Source organism: Microbacterium sp. LWH11-1.2, assembly GCF_038397745.1.
Taxonomy (GTDB): Bacteria; Actinomycetota; Actinomycetes; order Actinomycetales; family Microbacteriaceae; genus Microbacterium.
Window position 1 is genome coordinate 2082829 of the sequence record NZ_CP151636.1, and the last position, 14663, is coordinate 2097491.

Consider the following 14663-nt stretch of genomic DNA (forward strand, 5'->3'; position numbering starts at 1 on the left):
CGGCAGGAGCAGGGCGACGGCGCGAGTAGGCTGATCCGGTGAGCGATGCAGAGACCCGGAACCGAGGGCCTCGCGCCTACGCCGCGTTCATCGGCATCGGCCTGCTCGCCGGGCTCCTCTCCGGACTCTTCGGCGTCGGCGGCGGCACCGTCATCGTCCCGCTGCTCGTCCTGTTCCTGCACTTCAACCAGCGGCTCGGGGCCGGCACATCGCTCGCGGCGATCGTGCCGACCGCCGCCGTCGGAGTGGTGTCGTACGCGATCCACGGCTCGGTCGCCTGGATACCGGCCCTCATCCTCGCGGCAGGCTCAGTCGTGGGTGCACAGATCGGCACCCGCCTGCTGCCGAAGATCTCGCAGACGACGCTGCGATGGTTCTTCGTCGGCTTCCTCGTGGTCGTGATCGTGAGCCTGTTCCTGGTGATCCCGTCCCGCGAGGCCACGTTCGATCTGCAACTGCTCAACGGTCTCGCACTCGTCGCCGTCGGAGTCGTCACCGGCATCCTGGCGGGTCTGATCGGCGTCGGTGGCGGCGTGATCGTCGTTCCGGTCCTGATGCTCGCCTTCGGCACGAGCGATCTCGTGGCCAAGGGCACCTCGCTGCTCATGATGATCCCGACCGCCATCTCCGGCACGATCGGCAACATCCGCAATCGCAACGTCGATCTCGTGGCGGCTGCCGTCGTCGGATTCTCGGCCTGCACGACGACGGCGCTGGGCGCCTGGCTCGCGACGCTGATCGATCCGTTCGCCGGCAACATCCTGTTCGCGGCATACCTCGTCGTGATCGCGGTGCAGATGGCGATGAAGGCGATCCGCGGGCGCAAGAAGGACTGACTGCCGCGGCTCGGTAGGATCGAGGGGTGGCAGTGAACCAAGATCTTGTCGGCCGGGAGTTCCCGCCGACCGCCCCGTACCTCGTCGGACGCGAGAAGGTGCGCGAGTTCGCCCGCGCGGTCTTCGCCGACGCCCCGCAGCACACCGACGTCGAGGCCGCTCGTGCGCTGGGCTTCGCCGACGTCGTGGCACCGCCCACCTTCGCGATGGTGATCCAGGACCACACGCTCCAGCAGCTCCTCGCCCTGGAGGACTCCGGGATCGTCCTCGCCCGCACGATCCATGCGGAGCAGCGGTTCGGCTACACCCGTCCGATCGTGGCGGGCGACGAGCTCACCGGACAGCTCCGTGTCACGGGCATCCGCATGATGGGCGGCAACGCGATGATCACCAGCGAGGCGGAGATCACGGATGCGACGGGCGCACATGTCGTGACCGCCACCAGCGTGCTGCTGGTCGGCGCGGATGAAGACGGTGCAGACGAGGGAGAGGTCGCCTGATGGGCTACACCGTCGGAGACGTGATCGCCGAGCGCACCGTGCACCTGACCCGCGAGTCGCTCGTGCGCTACGCCGGAGCATCCGGAGACTTCAACCCCATCCACTACCGCGATGACGTCGCGGCAGCCGTCGGCCTCCCCGGAGTGCTCGCGCACGGCATGCTCACGATGGGCATCGCCTCGTCGGTGGTGGTCGCCGCGCTCGAGCCCGGGGCGAAGGTCCTCGACTACGGCGTGCGCTTCACCAAGCCCGTCGTGGTCGACCCGCAGACCGGTGCCGACCTGCACGTCGTCGCGACCGTCGGCGCCGTCGACGAGACCTCCGCGCGCATCGACCTGAAGGTCACCTTCGACGAGGTCACCGTGCTGGTCAAAGCGCAGCTGCGCGTCGCCGTCTGATGGGGGCGCCCGAGGTGCACGACATCGAGTCGATCCCGCTCGCGCAGCTGACGACGCTGCGCACCGGCGCTGCCCCCGAGCGGATGCGCGAGGCCTCGACGACCGCCGAGCTGGTCGACGTGCTGCGCGACACCTGGTCAGGCCGCGATCCGTGGTTCGTGCTCGGCGGCGGCTCCAACCTCTTCGTCGGAGACGAGCCCTTCGAGGGCACCGTGATCCGGGTGCGCACCGAGGGCATCGAGGAACTGCCCTCCCCGCACGCCGGTCGCATCCGCCTTCGGGCGCAGGCCGGCCACGGGTGGGACGCCTTCGTCGCCTACGCGGTCGAGCGCGGCTACGCGGGGCTCGAGGCCATGAGCGGCATCCCCGGAACAGTCGGAGCCGCGCCGGTGCAGAACATCGGCGCCTACGGTCAGGAGATCCAGGAGACGCTCGTCGAGGTCGAACTCATCGACGAGGCCACCGGCGAGATCTCGACCGTACCGGCATCCGAGCTCGGTCTCGGGTTCCGCACCTCTGTCCTGAAGCACCACTACGGCGGTGAGCCCCTGCGCCGCGCCGTCATCCTCTCGGTGACCGTCGACCTTCTCGTCGCCGGAGAGCGCATCGTGCGCGGCGAGCAGCTGCGCCGCGCGCTCGCACTCCAGGACGACGCCCCCGTGCCGCTGGGCTGGGTGCGCGAGCGCATCCTCGCCACGCGCGCGTCCAAGGGGATGCTGCTCGACGACGCGGACCCCGACACCCATGGCGTCGGCTCGTTCTTCCAGAACGCCATCGTGCCGGAGTCCGTGGCGCGGGGCCTTCCGCCCGAGTGCCCGCGCTGGCCCGTGGCCCCCGACCTCGACACGGTGACCGTGATCCCGCTCGCCTCGTACGACGGCCTCGTGCCGCAGGCGAAGACCGAGGCGCCCGACGTCAAGGTCAGCGCCGCCTGGCTCATCGAGCAGGCCGGCATCCGCAAGGGCTTCAAGCTGCCCCGTTCGCGGGCGTCTGTCTCCACCAAGCACGCGCTGGCTCTGACGAATCGCGGTGGCGCGACGGCGGGCGAAGTCGCGGAGCTGGCGCGGTTCATCCAGAGCAGGGTGCACGCCGAGTTCGGACTCGTGCTGCAGCCGGAGCCGGTGCTCGTCGGCGTCGAGCTGTAGCCCGCGCGCTACACTCGGCCGCATGAGCGGACTGACCCCGTACCTGTTGTTCCCCGGCAACGCCGCGGAGGCGATGCGGTTCTACCAGTCGGTGTTCGGCGGCGAGCTGCGGTTGTTCGACTACGCGCAGTTCGATCGGCACGACGGCCCGTCGGACGCGATCGCGCACGCGATGCTCGAGGGCGTCGTGGATCTCTCGGGCGCGGATGCCGGCATCGATGCCGACGCCGTGCAGATGGGAGGGATGTTCTTCTCCCTGCTCGGCACCGCGGACGCATCGACGCTGACCGGCTGGTTCGCCGACCTCTCGGTGGGCGGCAGGGTCATCGACCCGCTCCAGCGTCGCCCGTGGGGCGACTGGGACGGCACGCTGGTCGACCGCTACGGCATCCGCTGGCTCATCGGGTACCAGCCCGAATCCTGACCGGCGGTCGGCAGGCCGGGCCGGTCAGGAGAACAGAGGCCGGTCAGGCGAACAGGCGCTGCAGGCGCTGTACACCCGCGAGCAGCTGGTCGTCGCCGAGGGCGTACGAAAGGCGCAGGTATCCGCTCGGGCCGAAGGCCTCACCCGGGACCACGGCGACCTCGGCCTGTTCGAGGATCAGGTCGGCCAGCTCCAGCGAGGTGGTCGGCGTGACCCCGCCCCAGGTGCGGCCGAGCAGGCCCTGCACGTCGGGGTAGACGTAGAACGCGCCGAGCGGGTTCGGCACCACGAGCCCCTCGATCTTGGAGAGCTCGGAGACGATGAGCTTCCGACGCCGGTCGAACGCCTCGCGCATCTGCTCTGCCTCGGTCTGCGGGCCGTTGAGTGCGGCGATCGCGGCCTTCTGGGCCACGTTGTTCACGTTGCTCGAGAGGTGCGACTGCAGGTTGCCGGCGATCTTGATGGCGTCGGCGGGGCCCACCATCCAGCCGACGCGCCAGCCGGTCATGGCGTACGTCTTCGCGACGCCGTTCACGAGGATGGTCTGGCCCGCGACCTCGGGCACGGCCGCGACGATCGACGTCGCCGTCACGCCCTCGTAGGTGAGGTTCTGGTAGATCTCGTCGGTGATGACCCAGATGCCGTGCTCGAGAGCCCACTCGCCGATGGCGCGGGTCTCCTCGGCGGTGTACACCGAGCCCGTCGGGTTCGACGGCGAGACGAACACGAGCACCGTGGTGCGCTCGGTGCGGGCGGCCTCGAGCTGCTCGACGGTGACCTTGTAGTCCTGGTCGGCTCCGGCGAAGACCTCGACGGGGGTGCCGTCGGCGAGACGGATCGCCTCGGGGTACGTGGTCCAGTACGGCGCGGGGAGCAGCACCTCGTCGCCGGGGTTCACGACGGTCTGGAACGCCTGGTAGACCGACTGCTTGCCGCCGTTGGTCACGATGACCTGGCTGGGGGAGACCTCGAGACCGGAGTCGCGGAGGGTCTTCGCGGCGATCGCCTCACGCAGCGCGGGAAGTCCGGCCGCCGGGGTGTACCGGTAGTTCGCCGGGTCGGCCAGGGCTTCGGCTGCGGCATCCACGATGAACTGCGGCGTCGCGAAATCGGGCTCGCCGGCGGCGTAGGAGATGACGTCCTTGCCTTCGGCCTTGAGGGCCTTCGCCTTCGCGTCGACCTTCAGGGTCGCCGACTCGGCGATGGCGGACAGCTTGCGGGAGAGAGGAGCGCGTTCGGTCACGTTAAGAGCGTACTCGGGTGGGCACGCCGGATGCCGGGCGCGTCGTCATCAAGAACCGGGGTTCTTTCCGCGTCAGGCGGTCGCGACGCCGTGCGCCCGGGCGACGGCGTCGAGGGTGATGCGCCCGCCCTGGACGTTCAAGCCCTTGGCGAGGGAGGGATCGTCGGATGCCGCGCGCTCCCAGCCCTTGCCGGCGATCGCCGAGACGTAGGGGAGCGTCGCGTTGGTGAGGGCACGCGTGGCCGTCTCGGGGACGGCGCCCGGCATGTTCGCGACGCAGTAGTAGATGGCGTCGTGGACCGCGAACGTCGGGTCGTCGTGCGTGGTCGGGCGTGACCCCTCGAAGCACCCGCCCTGGTCGATGGCGATGTCGACGAGCACGGCGCCCGGCTTCATGCCCGCGACCATGTCGTCGGTGACGAGCTTCGGGGCCGCCGCGCCGGGGATCAGCACCGAGCCGATCACGAGATCGGCGGTGGCCAGCTCCTCGGCGATGTCGTAGCGGCTCGAGGCGCGGGTCTGGAGTGCGCCGCCGTAGCGGTGCTCGAGGTCGCGGAGGCGGGGCAGGGAGATGTCGATCACGGTCACCTGGGAGCCGAGGCCGAGCGCGTTCGCCGCCGCGTGCTCGCCGGCGACACCACCGCCGATGACGACGGTCTTCGCGCGCGGGGTGCCGGCGATGCCGCCGAGCAGCATGCCGCGGCCGCCGTTCGAGCGCAGCAGCGAGTAGGAGCCCATCGTGACCGAGAGCCGTCCGGCGATCTCGCTCATCGGTACGAGCAGAGGAAGGCTGCGGTCGGGCAGCTGCACCGTCTCGTAGGCGACGGCGGTGGTGCCCGCGTCGACGAGCGCGGTCGTGAGCGCGCGGTCCGCGGCCAGGTGCAGGTAGGTGAAGAGCGTGAGGTCGGGACGGAGGAATCCGTACTCCTGCGCGATCGGCTCCTTGACCTTGATCAGCAGGTCGGCGTCGCCCCACACGTCGGCGGCGGTCGCGACGATCTCGGCGCCGACGGCCCGGTAGGCGTCGTCGTCGATGCGCGAGCCCACGCCCGCACCGGACTGCACCAGCACGCGGTGGCCCTCGTGGACGAGGCGGTCGGCGCCCGCGGGGGTGAGCGCGACACGGTTCTCATTGTTCTTGACCTCGGTGGGCACGCCGATCTTCATCGATCCTCCAGGGCTCGGTTTCGTGGATACAGATTCGCAGAAACTTCGGTCCAGCAACAGATTCTGTGAAGATCATTCGCCAGAGCGGACGATCCTGAATAATGGTTCGCATGGAGACGACATCGAAGGGCCCCCAGCCGAATACTCTTCGGGCGCCCGCGCTGGATGCCACCGACGCGCGCATCGTCCAGCTGCTCGCAGCCGACGGGCGGATGACGAACGCCGAGCTCGCAGGGCACCTCGGGGTCGCCCCCTCGACGGCCCACGCGCGGCTGCGCGCCCTCGTCGAGCGCGGGGTCATCACGGGGTTCCACGCGAGTGTGGACGAGCGGATGCTGGGCGCCGGACTCCAGGCGATCATCGGGGTGACGCTGCGTCCGAGCGGACGTCGCGAGAGCATCGTCGAGTTCGCCGAACGCGTGCGCGTGCTGCCCCAGGTGATCCAGGTGTTCTTCCTCGGCGGCGACGACGACTTCCTGCTGCACATCGCGGTCGCCGATTCGTCGGAGATGCGCGAGTTCGTGCTGGAGCACCTCTCCGCGCAGAGCAGCGTCGCGTCGACGCGGACGAGCATCGTGTTCGACTATCACCGCAACTCGGTGGCCGCGTCGTTCGCGTGAGGGGATCAGCGATGCGTGACGGCGACGAGGTCGGTGAGACCGAAGAAGGCGTCCTTGTCCCGTGAGACGAGGGTCATATCGTGGGCCAACGCTGTCGCGGCGAGCATGCGGTCGAAGACATGCGCGCGCGGCGAGATCCCCTGCGTGCTCAGGTGGCTCAGCACTCGGTCGTAGGCCGCCGCGCAACGATCGTCGAACGGGAGGCCTTCGCCGAACGTATCGCGGAGCGCTGCCAGCCGTGCGCTTCGGTGCTTGAACACGGCGAGATCGGTGGTGGTGTGCAATCCCTTGGCCAGTTCGGCCCAACTGAGAGAACTCACTCGCAGATCCGAGAAATCCGACAGGGAGGCCGGCGTCTCGGCGTCAGCATCCGCGGCGATCAGGATGTTGGTGTCGAGCAGTGCGATCATCTGTCCCACGCGTCACGATCGTCGTCGAAGTCGGACCGCTCGACGACGATGTCCTCAGCCCAGGCTGCATCGATGGGCGTTCGGCGGATCGCGTCGAGGAAGTCGGACGCGCGAGTGGGTGTGCGTCGGACGGGGGGGATCAGACGCGCGATCTCCCGACGATGCCGGGTCACGGAATAGGTCTCGCCGTGCTCGACGTCATCGAGGGCTGCGGTCGGATTCTGACGAAGGTCGCCGACGGAGATCGTCTTCATCGGTCCAGTGTAGCGAATATAGATATCTGTCTAGATTCGAACAGCGAAGCATCCTGACACCCCGCGGTGCCTCTGGGTGCAGGAGGGTTCAGCGTCCGCTCACGCGCCGAAGGATGCCGGAAGAGCGCAGTAGTCCGCGAAGCGACGCTTCGCGTTCGCGGGGTCGGTGACGTCGACGATCGCGGCGGCGATCGTGTGCGGTGCCTCATCGTCGGCCAGCTGCCAGACGACGTGGTGCCACATCCCACGGGCCGTCTCGCTCAGCAGCGCGGAGGGGCCGGAGACGACGAGCACGCTCTCGCTCTCGGCGGTGGCGCGGAACGGGGCGATCACCTCGGTGCGAAGAGCCTGCTCGTCGCCGTCGGCGGTATGCACCCGCTCGACCTGCAGTCCTGTCGCGCTGAGCGCTGCGGACAGTTCGTCGGCGCTGCGGCGCGAACGCTCGGCATCCGCTCCCGCCACGGCGAGCAGCCGTCGCCCTCGGGGGTAGAGATGCAGGAACTCGGAGGAGATGTCGGTCCACACGTCGGCCATGAATCCAGGCTACGCCGGGTGATCGGGCCACGGGCCGACAGGGGGTGGAGGGAGTCGACCGTGCGCGCGGAGAGGCCCCCGGATGCCGAACCGCGCACCCGGGGGCCTCATCCCTCGACTCAGTCCTCGTCGACGAGGAAGCGGCTGTAGGCGCCGAGCGTGAGGAACGTGGGGAACTCCTCCTGCAGAGCCACCTCGCGGAAGATCTCCGCGGCATCGTCGAATCGGTCGCCGGCGCTGCGGGTGGCCGAGGCGATGACCTGGGTGATCAGCCCCTCCACGTACTCCGCCGTGATCGGCGTCCCTTCCTGCGTGACGCGGTCCTGGTGGATCCACTGCCACACCTGCGACCGGCTGATCTCGGCCGTCGCGGCATCCTCCATGAGGTTGTCGATCGCGACGGCGCCGAGGCCGCGCAGCCACGCCTCGAGGTAGCGGATGGCCACCGACACGTTGTCGCGCACGCCCCGGTCGGTGACCGCGCTCCCGATGCGGAGGTCGAGCAGGTCTCGCGCTTCGACATGCACGTCGTCGCGCGGACGGTCGACCTGGTTCGGGCGATCGCCGAGCACGGCGTCGAACTCCGCCTGGGCCGTCGGGATCAGGTCGGGGTGGGCGACCCAGGTGCCGTCGAAGCCGTCGCCGGCCTCGCGCTTCTTGTCGGCCGAGACCTTCTCGACCGCGCGCGCGGTCACCTCCGGGTCGCGACGGTTCGGGATGAACGCGCTCATGCCGCCGATCGCGAAGGCGCCCCGCTTGTGGCAGGTCTGCACGAGCAGCTCGGTGTACGCCCGCATGAACGGCACCGTCATCGTGACCTCGCTGCGGTCGGGGAGCACGAAGCGCGCACCGCGGCCGCGGTAGTTCTTGATGATCGAGAAGATGTAGTCCCAGCGTCCGGCGTTGAGGCCCGCGCAGTGGTCGCGCAGTTCGTAGAGGATCTCGTCCATCTCGAACGCGGCGGGCAGCGTCTCGATCAGCACGGTCGCGCGGATGGTCCCGTGCGGGATGCCGATGTACTCCTCGCTGAACGAGAAGACGTCGTCCCACAGCTTCGCCTCTTCGCTGGACTCGAGCTTGGCGATGTAGAAGTACGGTCCGCGGCCACCGTCGATCAGCGCCTGCGCGTTGTGCAGGAAGTAGAGACCGAAATCGACGAGCGAACCGGATGCCGCGGTGCGGCGCCCCGCCCGATCGGTGAACTGCACGTGCTTCTCCGGCAGGTGCCAGCCCCGCGGTCGCATCACGATCGTCGGCGTGTGCTCGGCGGTGACCTGGTACTCCCTGCCGTCCGGGGAGGTGAAGGACAGCTCGCCCCGGATCGCGTCCCGCAGGGAGAGCTGACCCTCGATGACGTTCTTCCAGGTGGGGCTCGTGGCATCCTCCTGGTCGGCGAGCCAGACCCGCGCACCGGAGTTCAGCGCGTTGATCGTCATCTTCGGATCGGTCGGTCCGGTGATCTCGACTCGGCGGTCCTCGAGGCCGGGTCCGGCTCCGGCGACGCGCCACTCGGCATCCTCGCGGATGTGGGCGGTGTCGTCGCGGAAGCGGGGATCGTGCCCGTTGCCGATCTCGAAGCGGCGGCGCATGCGGTCGGCGAGCCGATCGTGGCGACGCGAGGCGAACCGGTGGTGCAGCTCGGTGAGGAAGGCGATGGCCTCGGGGGTGAGGATCTCGTCGTATCGGTCGCGCAGCGGGCCGGTGACCGCGATCGTCGGACCCTGCTGGGTCGTCTGGATCGGAGCCGTGGTCGGGGGAGCGGTGGGAGTGGTCATGATGAAGTCCTTCGCGTGAGGTGGGTGCTTCGACAGGCTCAGCAACCCAGGACGGGGATCAGTGGAACTGCGCGGCTTCGGTCGAGCCGGCGAGGGCGAGGGTCGCGCTGTCGGGGTTGAGCGCGGTGGAGATGACGTCGAAGTATCCGGTGCCCGCCTCGCGCTGGTGCTTGGTGGCGGTGTAGCCGTCTGCCTCGGCGGCGAACTCGGCTTCCTGCAGCTCGACGTACGCGCTCATGGCGCGTTCTGCGTAGCCGCGGGCGAGGTCGAACATCGAGTGGTTCAGGGCATGGAACCCGGCGAGGGTGATGAACTGGAACTTGTAGCCCAGGTCTGCCAGATCCTGCTGGAAGGTCGCGATGTCGGCGTCGGAGAGGTGGCGCTTCCAGTTGAAGCTCGGTGAGCAGTTGTAGGCCAGGAGCTTACCGGGGAATTCCGCGTGGATCGCGGCGGCGAACTCACGAGCGAGCTCGATGTCGGGCTCGCCCGTCTCGACCCACAGCAGGTCGGCGTAGGGCGCGAAGGCGAGGCCGCGGCTGATCACCGACTCGATGCCGGGGCGGATCCGGTAGAACCCCTCGGTGGTGCGCTCGCCGGTGGTGAACTGCTGGTCGCGCTCGTCGACGTCGCTCGTGAGGAGGTCCGCGGCGAGAGCGTCGGTGCGGGCGATGATCACGGTCGGCACGCCGGCGACGTCCGCCGCGAGACGCGCGGCGTTGAGCGTGCGGATGTGCTGCTGCGTGGGCACCAGCACCTTGCCGCCGAGGTGACCGCACTTCTTCTCGCTGGCCAGCTGGTCCTCCCAGTGGATGCCGGCGGCACCCGACTGGATCAGCGACTGCGCGAGCTCGTAGGCGTTCAGCGGGCCGCCGAAGCCGGCCTCGGCATCCGCGACGATCGGGGCGAGCCAGTCCTGCGTGATCTCGCCCTCTCCCGCCAGGGCCTCGGCGTGCTCGAGCTGGTCCTGGCGGATCAGCGCGTTGTTGATGCGGCGGACGACGGCGGGGACCGAGTTCGCCGGGTACAGCGACTGGTCGGGGTAGGTCTGGCCGGCGAGGTTGCCGTCGGCGGCGACCTGCCACCCGGAGAGGTAGATCGCCTTGAGGCCGGCGCGCACCTGCTGCACGGCCTGACCGCCGGTGTAGGCGCCGAGCGCCCGGACGTAGTCCTCGGTGTGCAGGAGGTTCCAGAGGTTCTCGGCGCCGCGATGGGCGAGCGTCGACTCCTCGCGGACGGACCCGCGGATGCGGATGACGTCCTCCGCGGTGTAGGTGCGCTCGACGCCGTCCCACCGCGGGTCGGTCTCCCAGATCTCCCGGAGCTCCGCGGCCGTCTGTACCTGGTCGCCGGCGCGCAGTCCGGCGGGGCGAGGTGCGGGGGTCGCTGCGGTGTTCGTCATGGTGTCTCCTCGGTGAGAGTGGGTGGCTTGGCATCCACTCTGGGTGAAGTTCTCATCCTCCGACGACCGATCAGGGGGTGAAGAATGCCCGAAATTCTGTTTCTGTGACAGAATCGCGGCCATGACCCCTTCGACAGGCACAGGGACCCCGGTCCCCGACGCGGAAGACACCGACGCCCTCACGATCGGGCGTCGCATCCGTCAGCTCCGCACGGCGCGGGGGATGACCCTCGACGATCTCGCCGCCGCGGTCGAGCGCGCCCCCAGCCAGATGTCGATGATCGAGACCGGCAAACGCGAGCCGAAGCTCACCCAGCTGCAGGCCATCGCGCGTGCCCTCGGCGTCACGCTCGACGCGCTGCTGGAGGGCGAGCCCCTCGACGAACGCAGCGCGATCGAGATCGCACTGGAGCGGGCGATGAAGGGACAGACGTTCCGGGCGCTCGGGATCGATCCGTTCCGCATCGCGAAGTCGGTGCCGACCGACGCCCTCAAGGCGCTCCTCGCTCTGCACGGGGAGATCGACCGCCTGCGCGACGAGCGCGCCGCGACTCCCGAGGAGGCGCGGCGGGCGAACGTCGAGCTGCGGCACCTCATGCGACGGCAGGACAACCACTTCGCCGACCTCGAGGCGAAGGCGTCGGAGATCCTGGCGGCGGTCGGCCATCCCGGCGGTCCGCTGACCCAGCGCACGGCATCCGAGATCGCCGCCTACCTGGGATTCACGCTGCACTACGCGCCCGATCTGCCGCAGACGACGCGCAGCGTCGCCGACCTCGCGCACGGGCGCCTGTACCTGTCGAGCAGCGTGCCGGCCAAGGGGGATGCCCGCACGGCCGTGCTGCAGGCGCTGTCGAGCCGGATCCTCGGGCACTCCGAACCGCACAGCTATGCCGAGTTCCTGCGTCAGCGCGTGGAGACGAACTACCTGACCGGCGCACTCCTCATCCCCGAGGCGCATGTCGTGCCCTCGCTGAAGGACGCCAAGGCGCGGCGATCCATCTCGATCGAGGATCTGCGCGACGCGTACTCCGTCTCGTACGAGACCGCGGCGCATCGCTTCACGAACCTCGCGACGCGTCACCTCGACATCCCCGTGCACTTCCTCAAGGTGCACGAGTCGGGCACGATCACGAAGGCCTACGAGAACGACGACGTCAACTTCCCGACCGACCGCCTCGGTGCGATCGAGGGCCAGATGTGCTGCCGGCGGTGGACGAGCCGGGTCGTCTTCGACGAGGACGACCGCTTCAATCCCTACTACCAGTACACCGACACCGGCAACGGCACCTACTGGTGCACGGCCCGCGTCGAGGCGTCGAGCGAAGGGCTGCACTCGGTGAGCGTGGGCGTGCGCTTCGACGACACGAAGTGGTTCGTCGGACGAGACACCGCGCATCGCGGGGTATCGAAGCACTCGGTCGAGGTGTGCTGCCGGCAGGCGCCCGCAGACCTCGAGGAGCGCTGGCGCGAGAACTCCTGGCCGAATGTGAAGACGCCCCGCACGCTGCTCGCGACACTGCCGACCGGGTCGTTCCCCGGCGTCGACACGACGGATGTGTACGAGTTCCTCGAGGCGCACGCACCGCGCTGAGCGGGATCCCGTCGCCATCGTCGATCGGCAGAGGGGGTTGAGCCAACATTGAACACATGTTAGCTTTTCGCGTGTCAGTCGCGCTGCGATCCGCAGCGCCGTTCTCGATGAGGAGACGCGATGAAGCGATGGATGAGTGCAGTGGCGACGATCGGAGTGGTCGTCGCCGGCCTGGCCCTCGCCGGCCCCGCCGCGGCGGGTGGCGGACGACCAGGCACCCAGGACCTGAATCGATGGGCGGAGGACACCTGGCAGTCCCTCGTGGCGATGACCGACGAGGAGACCGGGCTTCCTGCCGACAACGTCACCGGCGATCTCGAGACCTCGAGTGCCTACACCTCGCCGACGAACATCGGCGGGTACCTCTGGTCGACCGTCACCGCGCGCGACCTCGGCATCATCACCGCCGACGAGGCGCGCTCGCGCATGTCCGCGACCCTCGAGACGCTGGCCGGACTCGAGCGCAACGACGCGAGCGGCATGTTCTACAACTGGTACTCGCCCGCGACCGGGGAGAAGCTGACGACCTGGCCCGACTCCGGCGATGCCGTGCATCCGTTCCTCAGCACGGTCGACAACGGCTGGCTGGCCGCCGCGCTGCGCATCGTGCGCGAGGCGGAGCCCGCGCTCGCGGCGCAGGCCGACGCGCTCTACGACTCCATGGACTTCGCCGCGTTCTTCGATCCCGCCGGCGCCGCAGGGCTCCCGGCCGGAACGAATCGAGGAGGATTCTGGGATGCCGCACCGCCGGACTGCAGCGTCGCGGCGCCGATGTACAACGGGTCGGGAGCGACGGCCTACTACACGTGCCATCACTACGACACGACGGTGAGCGAGAGCCGCATCGCGACCTACCTGGGCATCGCCAACGGGCAGATCCCGGCGACGGGGCTGTACGGCACGCACCGCACCATGCCCCCGGGCTGCGATTGGGCCTGGCAGGAGCAGCTCCCGCAAGGCGAGTACCGCACCTACGACGGCGTCGAGGTCTGGGAGGGCGCGTACACGTACGAGGGGATGTCGTTCGTCCCGAGCTGGGGCGGCAGCATGTTCGAGTCGCTCATGCCGGACCTGCTCGTCCCCGAGACGAAGTGGGGCCCGAAGTCCTGGAAGCTCAACCACCCGATCACGGTCGCCGTGCAGAAGCAGCACGGGCTCGACGAGGCCGGCTACGGATACTGGGGCTTCTCGCCCGCGAGCAATCCCTTCGGCGGATATGCGGAGTACGGGGTCGACATCGCCGGCATGCGATCCGACGGCTACACGTCCGACGCCGAGAAGACCGACGTCGACGTCGACCGGCCCGGCTGCACGGTCGGTACGAATCCCGCCCCCGCTTTCGGCGACGGCGTCGTGACGCCGCACGCCGCTTTCCTCGCGCTGCCCTACGACCGGGAGGGTGCGCTGAGCAATCTCCACGGCATCGAGCAGGATCTCGGCGCCTACGGCCCCGGCGGGTTCTACGATGCCGTCGCCGTGCGCAGCGGCACCGTCGCCGAACGCTACCTGTCGCTCGATCAGTCGATGATCATGGCGGCGATCGGCAACGAGCTCACGGGGGATAAGCTCAAGGACTACTTCGTGGATCGCGAGATGGAGCAGCGCCTGCGGCCGGCGATGAAGCAGCAGGTGTTCGGCTCGTCGTGGGGAGCGGGCGGCCACCACGGCTGAGACCCCGCCGCCGCGGACCGTGGGAAGAGGGCTGGCTGTGGATGCGGATGAACGACCGGTGACCCCCCGCGGAACCCGCGGCCCTTATGCGACGGGGCAGGCGCGGCGTCAGGCCATCGTCGACGAGGCGCTCGGGGTGTTCTCCCGCACGGGCTTCCATGGAGGCTCGTTGCGGGAGATCGCCAAGCGCGTCGGGGTGACGCCCGCCGGGCTCCTTCATCACTTCGCCGGAAAGGACGAGCTCTTCGCCGAGGTCATCCACCAGCGCGACGAGAAGGTGCGCGCCGCGGCGGGCGACCCTGCCGAGCACACGCTGCTCGAGCAGGCGAGGCGCGTCGTCGCGCACAACCAGACCTCTCGCGGGCTCACCTCGCTGTACGCGATCGTCTCGGCGGAGGCGACCGACCCCGAGCATCCCTCGCATGACGACTTCTCCGAGCGCTACCGGACGCGCGCCGTCGAGGCCGAGGAGATCCTCCGCCGAGGTCAGGAAGCCGGTGAGGTGCGCGACGACATCGACCCTGCGCTGGCCGCGCGTCTGATCAGCGCCGTCATGGACGGGATCCAGCTCCAGTGGCTGCTCGACGAGTCGGTCGACATGGTCGTGCTCTTCGACGAGTTCGTGGGCCGCTACCTGCACCCCGCTGACCCGGCCGCCCCTCCGGTCGCGAGAACGCAGGGGTGATCGACCCC

General features: G+C 69.3%; 16 protein-coding genes. 9 read left to right on the forward strand and 7 right to left on the reverse strand.

What is annotated here, in order from left to right; genetic code table 11:
• Window positions 1–38 precede the first annotated feature (38 nt).
• The 5 genes from MRBLWH11_RS10040 to MRBLWH11_RS10060 are packed head-to-tail and all read left to right on the forward strand — an operon-like array spanning window position 39 to window position 3303.
• Entirely contained in the window at window positions 39–836 is a 798-nt protein-coding gene (locus tag MRBLWH11_RS10040; protein ID WP_341947768.1) for a sulfite exporter TauE/SafE family protein, read from the forward strand.
• 26 nt (window positions 837–862) lie between these two features.
• Window positions 863–1336, forward strand: coding sequence for a MaoC family dehydratase N-terminal domain-containing protein (locus MRBLWH11_RS10045; RefSeq protein WP_341947769.1), 474 nt, complete (start codon window positions 863–865; stop codon window positions 1334–1336).
• Complete coding sequence (locus MRBLWH11_RS10050; protein ID WP_341947770.1) at window positions 1336–1734, forward strand: MaoC/PaaZ C-terminal domain-containing protein; 399 nt, start codon at window positions 1336–1338, stop codon at window positions 1732–1734. Before MRBLWH11_RS10045 ends, MRBLWH11_RS10050 begins: the two co-directional genes overlap by 1 nt.
• A gap of 14 nt (window positions 1735–1748) precedes the next feature.
• A complete protein-coding gene (locus MRBLWH11_RS10055; protein ID WP_116635947.1) occupies window positions 1749–2879 on the forward strand; it encodes a UDP-N-acetylmuramate dehydrogenase in 1131 nt (376 codons plus the stop codon).
• Between the two features lie 22 nt (window positions 2880–2901).
• Window positions 2902–3303: a VOC family protein gene (locus tag MRBLWH11_RS10060; protein WP_341947772.1), complete on the forward strand. Its 402-nt coding sequence runs from the start codon at window positions 2902–2904 to the stop codon at window positions 3301–3303.
• 43 nt (window positions 3304–3346) lie between these two features.
• On the opposite strand, the gene MRBLWH11_RS10065 is transcribed toward MRBLWH11_RS10060, so the two are convergent.
• Together MRBLWH11_RS10065 and ald are read right to left on the reverse strand one after the other, a co-directional pair.
• The gene (locus tag MRBLWH11_RS10065; RefSeq protein ID WP_116635707.1) at window positions 3347–4546 is read right to left on the reverse strand and encodes a pyridoxal phosphate-dependent aminotransferase; all 1200 of its coding nucleotides are present in this window, start codon (window positions 4544–4546) and stop codon (window positions 3347–3349) included.
• 72 nt (window positions 4547–4618) lie between these two features.
• A complete protein-coding gene (gene ald / locus MRBLWH11_RS10070; protein WP_341947773.1) occupies window positions 4619–5713 on the reverse strand; it encodes an alanine dehydrogenase in 1095 nt (364 codons plus the stop codon).
• 101 nt (window positions 5714–5814) lie between these two features.
• Between ald and MRBLWH11_RS10075 the strand changes: the two genes are divergently transcribed.
• Window positions 5815–6333 (forward strand): Lrp/AsnC family transcriptional regulator, encoded by a 519-nt coding sequence (locus MRBLWH11_RS10075; RefSeq protein ID WP_341947774.1) that lies wholly within the window; start codon window positions 5815–5817, stop codon window positions 6331–6333.
• Between the two features lie 5 nt (window positions 6334–6338).
• Here MRBLWH11_RS10075 and MRBLWH11_RS10080 read toward each other — a convergent pair whose 3' ends face one another.
• From MRBLWH11_RS10080 to aceA, 5 genes are all read right to left on the reverse strand, one after another.
• A complete protein-coding gene (locus tag MRBLWH11_RS10080) occupies window positions 6339–6743 on the reverse strand; it encodes a PIN domain-containing protein (protein ID WP_341947820.1) in 405 nt (134 codons plus the stop codon).
• Window positions 6740–6997, reverse strand: coding sequence for a hypothetical protein (locus MRBLWH11_RS10085; protein ID WP_341947775.1), 258 nt, complete (start codon window positions 6995–6997; stop codon window positions 6740–6742). Before MRBLWH11_RS10085 ends, MRBLWH11_RS10080 begins: the two co-directional genes overlap by 4 nt.
• Before the next feature lie 99 nt (window positions 6998–7096).
• Window positions 7097–7531, reverse strand: coding sequence for a hypothetical protein (locus MRBLWH11_RS10090; protein ID WP_341947776.1), 435 nt, complete (start codon window positions 7529–7531; stop codon window positions 7097–7099).
• Between the two features lie 119 nt (window positions 7532–7650).
• Window positions 7651–9306, reverse strand: a complete 1656-nt coding sequence (aceB, locus tag MRBLWH11_RS10095) for a malate synthase A (protein WP_341947777.1) — start codon at window positions 9304–9306, stop codon at window positions 7651–7653.
• A gap of 58 nt (window positions 9307–9364) precedes the next feature.
• Window positions 9365–10705, reverse strand: a complete 1341-nt coding sequence (gene aceA, locus MRBLWH11_RS10100; RefSeq protein ID WP_341947778.1) for an isocitrate lyase — start codon at window positions 10703–10705, stop codon at window positions 9365–9367.
• Window positions 10706–10826: 121 nt separating this feature from the next.
• Between aceA and MRBLWH11_RS10105 the strand changes: the two genes are divergently transcribed.
• The 3 genes from MRBLWH11_RS10105 (at window position 10827) to MRBLWH11_RS10115 (ending at window position 14655) form a co-directional block, all read left to right on the forward strand.
• On the forward strand, window positions 10827–12299 hold the full coding sequence (locus MRBLWH11_RS10105; RefSeq protein WP_341947779.1) for a helix-turn-helix domain-containing protein: 1473 nt from the start codon (window positions 10827–10829) through the stop codon (window positions 12297–12299).
• Window positions 12300–12419: 120 nt separating this feature from the next.
• Entirely contained in the window at window positions 12420–13970 is a 1551-nt protein-coding gene (locus tag MRBLWH11_RS10110) for a glucoamylase family protein (RefSeq protein ID WP_341947781.1), read from the forward strand.
• 58 nt (window positions 13971–14028) lie between these two features.
• Entirely contained in the window at window positions 14029–14655 is a 627-nt protein-coding gene (locus tag MRBLWH11_RS10115) for a TetR/AcrR family transcriptional regulator (protein WP_341947782.1), read from the forward strand.
• The last annotated feature ends 8 nt before the right edge of the window (window positions 14656–14663 follow it).